Genomic DNA, 7,344 nt, shown 5'->3' with positions numbered 1-7,344 from the left:
ACGAATTCCAGGATACGAACAACATCCAGTACGCGTGGATCCGTATGCTGGCGGGCGATACCGGTCGTGTGATTATCGTCGGGGATGACGATCAGTCGATTTACGGCTGGCGTGGCGCGCAGGTCGAGAACATCCAGCGCTTCCTGCAGGATTTCCCTGGCGCGGAAACCATTCGCCTGGAGCAAAACTACCGCTCGACCAATAACATCCTGAAAGCGGCTAACACGCTGATCGCCAATAACAATGGTCGCCTCGGTAAAGAGTTGTGGACCGATGGCAGTGACGGCGAAAAGATATCCCTCTACTGCGCGTTTAACGAATTAGACGAAGCGCGCTTCGTGGTCAACCGTATCAAAACCTGGCATGAGAACGGCAATGCGCTGCAGGATTGCGCCATTCTCTACCGCAGCAACGCCCAGTCGCGCGTGCTGGAGGAGGCGCTGTTGCAAGGCAGCATGCCGTACCGTATTTACGGCGGCATGCGCTTCTTCGAACGCCAGGAGATCAAAGATGCGCTGGCGTATCTGCGTCTGATGGTGAACCGCAATGACGATGCCGCGTTTGAGCGCGTGGTGAACACGCCAGTGCGCGGCGTGGGCGATCGCACATTGGATGTGGTGCGCCAGACCGCGCGCGAACAGCAATTAACGCTGTGGCAAGCGACGCGTGAACTGCTGCAAAACAAAGCCCTGGCGGGACGTGCGGCTTCCGCGCTGCAGCGCTTCTGCGAGCTGGTGGATTCGCTGGCCACGGAAACCGGCGATATGCCACTGCACGTGCAGACCGATCGCGTGATCAAGGATTCCGGCCTGTGGATCATGTACGAGCAGGAAAAGGGCGAAAAAGGCCAGGCACGTATCGAAAACTTAGAGGAGCTGGTGACGGCAACGCGTCAGTTCAGCTATCAGGACGAGGACGAAGATCTGATGCCGCTGCAGGCGTTTCTGTCGCATGCGGCGCTGGAGGCCGGTGAAGGTCAGGCCGACAAATGGCAGGATGCGGTACAGCTGATGACCATGCACTCGGCGAAAGGTCTTGAGTTCACTCAGGTCTTTATTGTGGGTATGGAAGAGGGCATGTTCCCCAGCCAGATGTCGCTGGATGAAGGTGGCCGCCTCGAAGAAGAACGTCGTCTTGCCTACGTTGGCGTCACGCGCGCGATGGAGAAGCTCACGCTGACCTACGCCGAAACTCGCCGCCTTTATGGTAAAGAAGTGTATCACCGTCCATCGCGTTTTATCGGCGAATTGCCGGAAGAGTGCGTCGAGGAAGTGCGTCTGCGCGCCAGTGTCAGCCGTCCGGTGAGCCATCAACGCATGGGCACGCCAATCACGGAAAACGACAGTGGATTCGCGCTGGGCCAGCGTGTACGCCATGCCAAATTCGGTGAAGGCACCATCATCAACCTCGAAGGCAGCGGTGAACACAGCCGCTTGCAGGTGGCATTTCAGGGCCAGGGCATCAAGTGGCTGGTGGCGGCGTACGCGCGTCTGGAAACGGTGTAGCGCCGTTGCGTTACCTTGACGACTTTTTCGTCTCAGCGTAACATGCGCGCACTATTATCATGAGAGGACAATGCCTTGGACGCGCCCAGTCGATGCTGGCTCAACCGCCTGTTTAACAGGAATAACATCTAAGGCTACCTCTATACGCGGGTAGCCTTAGCGGTTATCAGCGACCTCCCTTTACACTCTCGTCGCACGAGTCAGCACTGATTTACCCTTGAAGCGAAAGTTTCCGCGTTCAGGCTTTGCCGTGCCCGTTTTGCCTTCGGCATCACGGTGTGCCGCCTTGTCCCATTAAGTCTGCAATGGGGAGTATTGCTATGCTGAGCGCTTTTAAACTCGAACGCGATCGCCTGACGCGCATCGAACTGGAAGACAACAACGACACACTCAACACCTCGGTGTGGGTCGATCTCATCGAGCCCGACGACACTGAGCGTGATCGTGTGCAATCTGAGCTGGGTCAAAGCCTGGCGACGCGTCCGGAGCTGGAAGACATCGAGGCCTCCGCACGTTTCTTCGAAGATGAAGATGGACTGCACATTCACTCCTTCTTCTTCTTTGAAGATGCGGAAGACCACGCTGGCAACTCCACCGTGGCGTTCACCATCCGTGAAGATCGCCTCTATACATTACGCGAGCGCGAACTGCCGGCTTTTCGTCTGTATCGTATGCGTGCGCGCAACCAGACGCTGACCGATGGCAACGCCTACGAGCTGTTGCTGGATCTGTTTGAGACGAAAATCGAACAGCTGGCGGATGAGATCGAGAACATCTACAGCGCGCTGGAAAAACTCAGCCGCGTGATCATGGAAGGACAACAGGGCGAAGAGTACGATCAGGCGCTGTCGCGTCTGGCGGAGCTGGAGGATATCGGCTGGAAAGTGCGTTTGTGTCTTATGGATACCCAACGTGCATTGAACTTCCTGGTGCGTAAAGCTCGCCTGCCGGGCAATCAGCTGGAGCAGGCGCGTGAAATCCTGCGCGATATCGAATCCCTGCTGCCGCATAACGAATCGCTGTTCCAGAAGGTCAACTTCCTGATGCAGGCGGCGATGGGCTTTATCAACATCGAGCAGAACCGCATCATTAAGATCTTCTCAGTGGTGTCGGTGGTATTCCTGCCACCCACGCTAGTGGCATCCAGCTACGGGATGAACTTCGAGTTTATGCCTGAGCTGAAATGGAGTTTTGGTTATCCTGGCGCGATTACGCTGATGATCCTTGCCGGTCTGGCGCCGTACCTCTATTTCAAACGGAAAAACTGGTTGTAACCCTTTCGGGGCCGCATTTGCGGCCCTTTAAACTGGCGCTGCATCACAATTCTGCGTAGGCTGTTGTCACTTCTCACTTTCTGATTTCCACCCTATGGCGCGTTTTTCTTTGCGACAGCAGTGGACCATTCTGCTGATTGCTTCGTTAGTACTGGGGATCATTCTCCAGCTGTTTCACCTTCCTGCTGCACTGCTTTTAGGTCCGATGATCGTCGGAACCGTCATGGGCCTTTCTGGCGCCACCGTACGCATCGACAAACGTTTGTTTGTGCTCGCACAAGCCGTGTTGGGTTGCATGATCGGGCAAACGCTGTCACCGGCTATTCTCTCACCGCTGTTAGCGGATTGGCCGGTGGTGCTGGCGGTGTTGGTGCTTACGCTGGCGGCCAGCGGTTTGTCAGGTTTTCTACTGGTGCGCTTTAGCAACCTTCCAGGGCCAACCGGTGCGTGGGGATCGTCTCCCGGCGGCGCTTCGGCGATGGTGGCGATGGCCGGTGATTTCGGTGCGGACGTGCGCTTAGTGGCGTTTATGCAGTATCTGCGCGTGCTATTTGTGGCGACTGCGGCGGCAGTGGTGGCGCGCATTGGGCTGGGCACCAACGGTGGTGCAGTGGAGCTGGTATGGTTCCCTGCTTTACAAAGCAGCTTCATCCTGACATTGGTGGTGATGTTCGCGGGCGCCTGGCTGGGACAAAAACTGCGTATCCCTTCGGGTGCGCTGCTGCTGCCCGCGCTGATTGGTGCGACGCTCCACGGCACCGATGTCGCCACTTTGCAGGTGCCGGAGTGGTTGCTGGCGCTGGCCTATGCGTTGATTGGCTGGAGCGTGGGTTTGCGCTTTACGCGCCCGATCTTCCTGCTGGCGCTGCGCACCCTTCCGCAAATGCTGGTGTCGATTTTCGGCTTGATGCTGCTGTGTGGTGGATTGGCGTGGATGCTGACGCAGGTGCTGCACGTCGATCTGATGACGGCGTATCTGGCAACCAGCCCGGGCGGGCTGGATACCGTGGCGATTATTGCGGCGGGCAGCCGGGTCGATATCGCGTTTGTGATGGCGTTGCAGACCTTACGCCTGTTCACCATCCTGCTGACCGGCCCGGCTATCGCGCGCTTTATCTCACGCTACGCGCACGCGGGTGCGAGCTGAGAACGCTTGCATCAACGATAAATACGGCGAGTGCCAGCCAGATAAAGCCGAAGGTGACCATCTTGTCCGGCGTCAGGCTCTCGCCGTAGAACAGCACGGCCAAAAGGAACATCAACGTGGGACCGAGGTATTGGAAAAAGCCCACGGTCGACAAACGCAGACGCGCACAGGCGGCGGCAAACAGCATCAGCGGAATCGTGGTGACGATGCCCGCCGCGATCAGCTTGAAATTGAGGCTCATTGGATTGGCGCTGAGGTGGCTGGTGGCGCTGTCAGCAAAGCCAAACAAATAGATGGCCGCCAGCGGGAATAACCATGCGGTCTCGATCAGCATGCCGCTCTGCGCATCCACCTGGATTTTTTTCCTCAGCAGACCGTAGACGGCAAAACTTAGCGCCAGCCCCAGGCCAATAATCGGCAGCGAGCCAAATTGCCACAGCTGCACCAGCACGCCAATCGTTGCCAGCAACACCGCCAGCCACTGCAAGCGGCGGAAGCGCTCGCGCAGGAACAGCATGCCAAACACTACGTTGATCAGCGGGTTGATAAAGTAGCCGAGGCTGGCTTCCAGCATGTGCTGATTATTCACTGCCCAGATAAACAGCAGCCAGTTGCCGCCAATGGTGACGGCAGTGACGGCCAGCAACAGCACTTTCTTTGGCTGAGCGAGCACCGTGCGCACCTGCTGCCAGCTCCGGCTCAGGGTAATCAGTACCAGCATAAACAGTGCCGACCAAATCACGCGATGCGTCATGATTTCTGTTGGCGGGACTTCTTTCACCAGCTTGAAGTAGGCTGGCGCAATGCCCCAGATAAAATAAGCGCCGAGCGCATAGCCAATGCCCTGACGCGTTTGTTGCGTATCCATCATGCTTTCCAAAAAGCTAACTAGCCAATCAAATAGGTGGCGGTTGCTGTGGCGATATAATCGCCCTGCTGGTTGTGCAGTTCCACTCGCGCTACCGCCACTTTATTGCCGGCGCGCAGCAGGCTGCTGGTAGCGACAAAGCGTTCGCCGCGTCCGGGGCGCAGATAGTCAACGCGCATATCGATAGTGCCCATGCGCGACAGACGCTGACGCAACTCCTCTTCGCTGATGCTCTCCTGACGCGACAGCGCATGGCTGACGCACACCAGCCCGGCAGCGACATCCAGCACTGAGGCAATCACGCCACCGTGCAAAATATTTTGGGCCGCATTGCCAACCAGCATGGTTTTGTTGGCAAAGCCCAATTCGGCGTAATCGGCTTCGAGGCGGTCCAGCTCCAAACCGAGCGCCTGATTGAAGGGCATGTGATAGACAAAGATTTCGCCAATCAGACGGCGAGCTTCCTGCTGTGACAGCAACGGGGATGACATGTTTTCTGCCTTAAGATGTTAAAGAGTTGTGTATATTATGCCGCGTTCGCGCGGCTTTCCAGTTTCAGAAATCGGCACTGATCAACCTGTCTCTTTGCGTGTAGAATGGCGTGCTTTTTGAACATGGGCCTAATAATGACAACACGCAGTTCCCTGGAGAATGTTATGCGTAAGCTATACGCGTTGCTGACCGCAGCTTTGATGATACCTGCGCTGGCACAGGCTGATGAAGCCACTATAAAAGAGGTGCATGACGCCCCGGCAGTGAAGGGCAGTATTATTGCGAACCTGTTGGAGAAACACGATAACCCGTTCGTGCTTTATCCGTACGAAAACAACTATTTGCTCTACACCTACACCAGCGACATGAACAAAGAGGCGATCTCTTCGTACAACTGGGCAGACAAAGCAAAAAACGATGAAGTAAAATTCCAGCTCAGCCTGGCGTTCCCGCTGTGGCGTGGCATTCTGGGTGATAATTCGGTGCTGGCCGCATCCTATACGCAACGCTCGTGGTGGCAGCTCTCTAACCGTGGAGCCTCATCGCCGTTCCGTGAAACCAACTATGAGCCGCAGATTTTCCTTGGCTGGGCAACGGATTACACCTTTGCCGGCTGGACTCTGCGCGACATCGAAACCGGTCTTAACCACGAGTCTAATGGCCGCAGCGATCCGACTTCACGCAGCTGGAACCGCGTCTATGCGCGCCTGATGGCGCAGAACGGTAACTTCCTCGCGGAAATCAAACCCTGGTATCGCATTCCAGAAAATGAAAATAATGATGATAACCCCGACATCACCAAGTACATGGGCTACTATCGCGCCAAGCTCGGTTATGAAATGGGTGAAAGTATTTTCAGCGTGGAAGGTAATTACAACTGGAACAGCGGCTATGGCGGCGCGACTTTCGCCTGGAGCTATCCTATCTCTGAACATGTGCGCTTTTACACCCAGCTGTTCAGCGGGTATGGTGAATCGCTTATCGACTATAACCACCGCCAGACCCGTTTTGGCGTGGGCGTAACACTTAACGATCTGTTCTAACCAGTCAGAAAAACAGGATTACCGTGGCAACATCGGCAGTGCTTAATCAGGAAATGCTGGCGCAGCAGGTATTACAAGATACCTTCGGCTACCAGCAATTTCGTCCCGGTCAGCAAACCATCATCGAAACCGCTCTTGCCGGGCGTGATTGTCTGGTGGTGATGCCGACCGGCGGCGGGAAATCGCTGTGCTATCAAATCCCGGCGCTGGTGCGCGAAGGGTTGACGCTGGTGGTTTCACCGCTGATCTCACTGATGAAAGATCAGGTCGATCAATTGCTGGCCAACGGCGTGGCAGCGGCGTGTCTTAACTCGACGCAAACGCGTGAGCAGCAGCAGCAAGTGTTTGCGGATTGTCGTACCGGCAAGCTGAAGCTGCTGTATATCGCGCCTGAACGTCTGATGATGGATAACTTCCTCGACAGCCTGCACCAGTGGAATCCGGTGATGCTGGCGGTGGATGAAGCACACTGTATCTCGCAATGGGGCCATGATTTCCGCCCGGAATATGGCTCGATTGGTCAACTGCGTCAGCGTTTCCCGGATCTGCCGGTGATGGCGCTGACGGCAACCGCTGACGAAACCACGCGTAATGACATCGCTCATCTGTTGCAGATGGACGATCCGCTGATTCAAATCAGCAGCTTTGACCGCCCGAATATTCGCTACACGCTGGTGGAGAAATTCAAACCCACCGATCAGCTGTTGCGCTACGTGCAAGAGCAGCGCGGTAAGAGCGGCATTATTTACTGTAACAGCCGTGCCAAGGTGGAAGACACGGCTGCGCGTCTGCAAAGCCGTGGGCTGAGTGTCGGCGCGTATCACGCCGGTATCGACAGCGCCCAGCGCGCGCACGTGCAGGAAGCCTTCCAGCGTGATGACTTGCAAATTGTGGTCGCCACTGTGGCATTTGGTATGGGCATCAACAAGCCTAACGTGCGTTTCGTGGTGCACTTCGATATTCCGCGCAATATCGAATCCTACTATCAGGAAACCGGCCGCGCCGGGCGTGATGG

At 56.2% G+C, this 7,344-nt stretch carries 6 protein-coding genes and 1 pseudogene; 5 read left to right on the top strand and 2 right to left on the bottom strand.

Features of this window, described 5'->3' with window-relative positions; genetic code table 11:
• The 3 genes from RT340_RS20715 to RT340_RS20705 all read left to right on the top strand — a co-directional run.
• A partial coding sequence (locus tag RT340_RS20715; RefSeq protein WP_313377619.1) for a 3'-5' exonuclease occupies positions 1-1,505 on the top strand: 1,505 nt, incomplete at its 5' end.
• Between the two features lie 320 nt (positions 1,506-1,825).
• Complete coding sequence (gene corA / locus RT340_RS20710; protein ID WP_034827871.1) at positions 1,826-2,779, top strand: magnesium/cobalt transporter CorA; 954 nt, start codon at positions 1,826-1,828, stop codon at positions 2,777-2,779.
• 94 nt (positions 2,780-2,873) lie between these two features.
• Positions 2,874-3,926, top strand: a complete 1,053-nt coding sequence (locus tag RT340_RS20705; RefSeq protein WP_058960363.1) for an AbrB family transcriptional regulator — start codon at positions 2,874-2,876, stop codon at positions 3,924-3,926.
• Here RT340_RS20705 and rarD read toward each other — a convergent pair.
• Both rarD and RT340_RS20695 read right to left on the bottom strand, forming a co-directional pair.
• Positions 3,897-4,794: pseudogene (gene rarD, locus RT340_RS20700) on the bottom strand (EamA family transporter RarD). The gene RT340_RS20705 and the pseudogene rarD sit on opposite strands and share 30 nt — an antisense overlap.
• Positions 4,795-4,814: 20 nt before the next feature.
• Positions 4,815-5,285, bottom strand: a complete 471-nt coding sequence (locus RT340_RS20695) for a thioesterase family protein (RefSeq protein ID WP_097118521.1) — start codon at positions 5,283-5,285, stop codon at positions 4,815-4,817.
• Between the two features lie 165 nt (positions 5,286-5,450).
• Between RT340_RS20695 and pldA the strand changes: the two genes are divergently transcribed.
• Both pldA and RT340_RS20685 read left to right on the top strand, forming a co-directional pair.
• A complete protein-coding gene (gene pldA / locus RT340_RS20690) occupies positions 5,451-6,329 on the top strand; it encodes a phospholipase A (protein ID WP_034827877.1) in 879 nt (292 codons plus the stop codon).
• Positions 6,330-6,352: 23 nt separating this feature from the next.
• The coding region (locus RT340_RS20685) for a RecQ family ATP-dependent DNA helicase (protein ID WP_313377618.1) at positions 6,353-7,344 on the top strand (992 nt) is incomplete at its 3' end.

It is taken from the genome of Pantoea sp. CTOTU50773, from assembly GCF_032082325.1.
Taxonomy (GTDB): domain Bacteria; phylum Pseudomonadota; class Gammaproteobacteria; order Enterobacterales; family Enterobacteriaceae; genus Pantoea; species Pantoea communis.
Note: the sequence above shows the minus strand (reverse complement) of the source record. Positions and strands in the feature narration are given on the sequence as shown.

Bases quoted from the DNA above. Each gene is read 5' to 3' on its own strand.
- RT340_RS20705 (WP_058960363.1), top strand. From the start codon at position 2,874: ATGGCGCGTTTTTCTTTGCGACAGCAGTGGACCATTCTGCTGATTGCT.
- pldA (WP_034827877.1), top strand. From the start codon at position 5,451: ATGCGTAAGCTATACGCGTTGCTGACCGCAGCTTTGATGATACCTGCG.
- RT340_RS20695 (WP_097118521.1), bottom strand. From the start codon at position 5,285: ATGTCATCCCCGTTGCTGTCACAGCAGGAAGCTCGCCGTCTGATTGGC.
- corA (WP_034827871.1), top strand. From the start codon at position 1,826: ATGCTGAGCGCTTTTAAACTCGAACGCGATCGCCTGACGCGCATCGAA.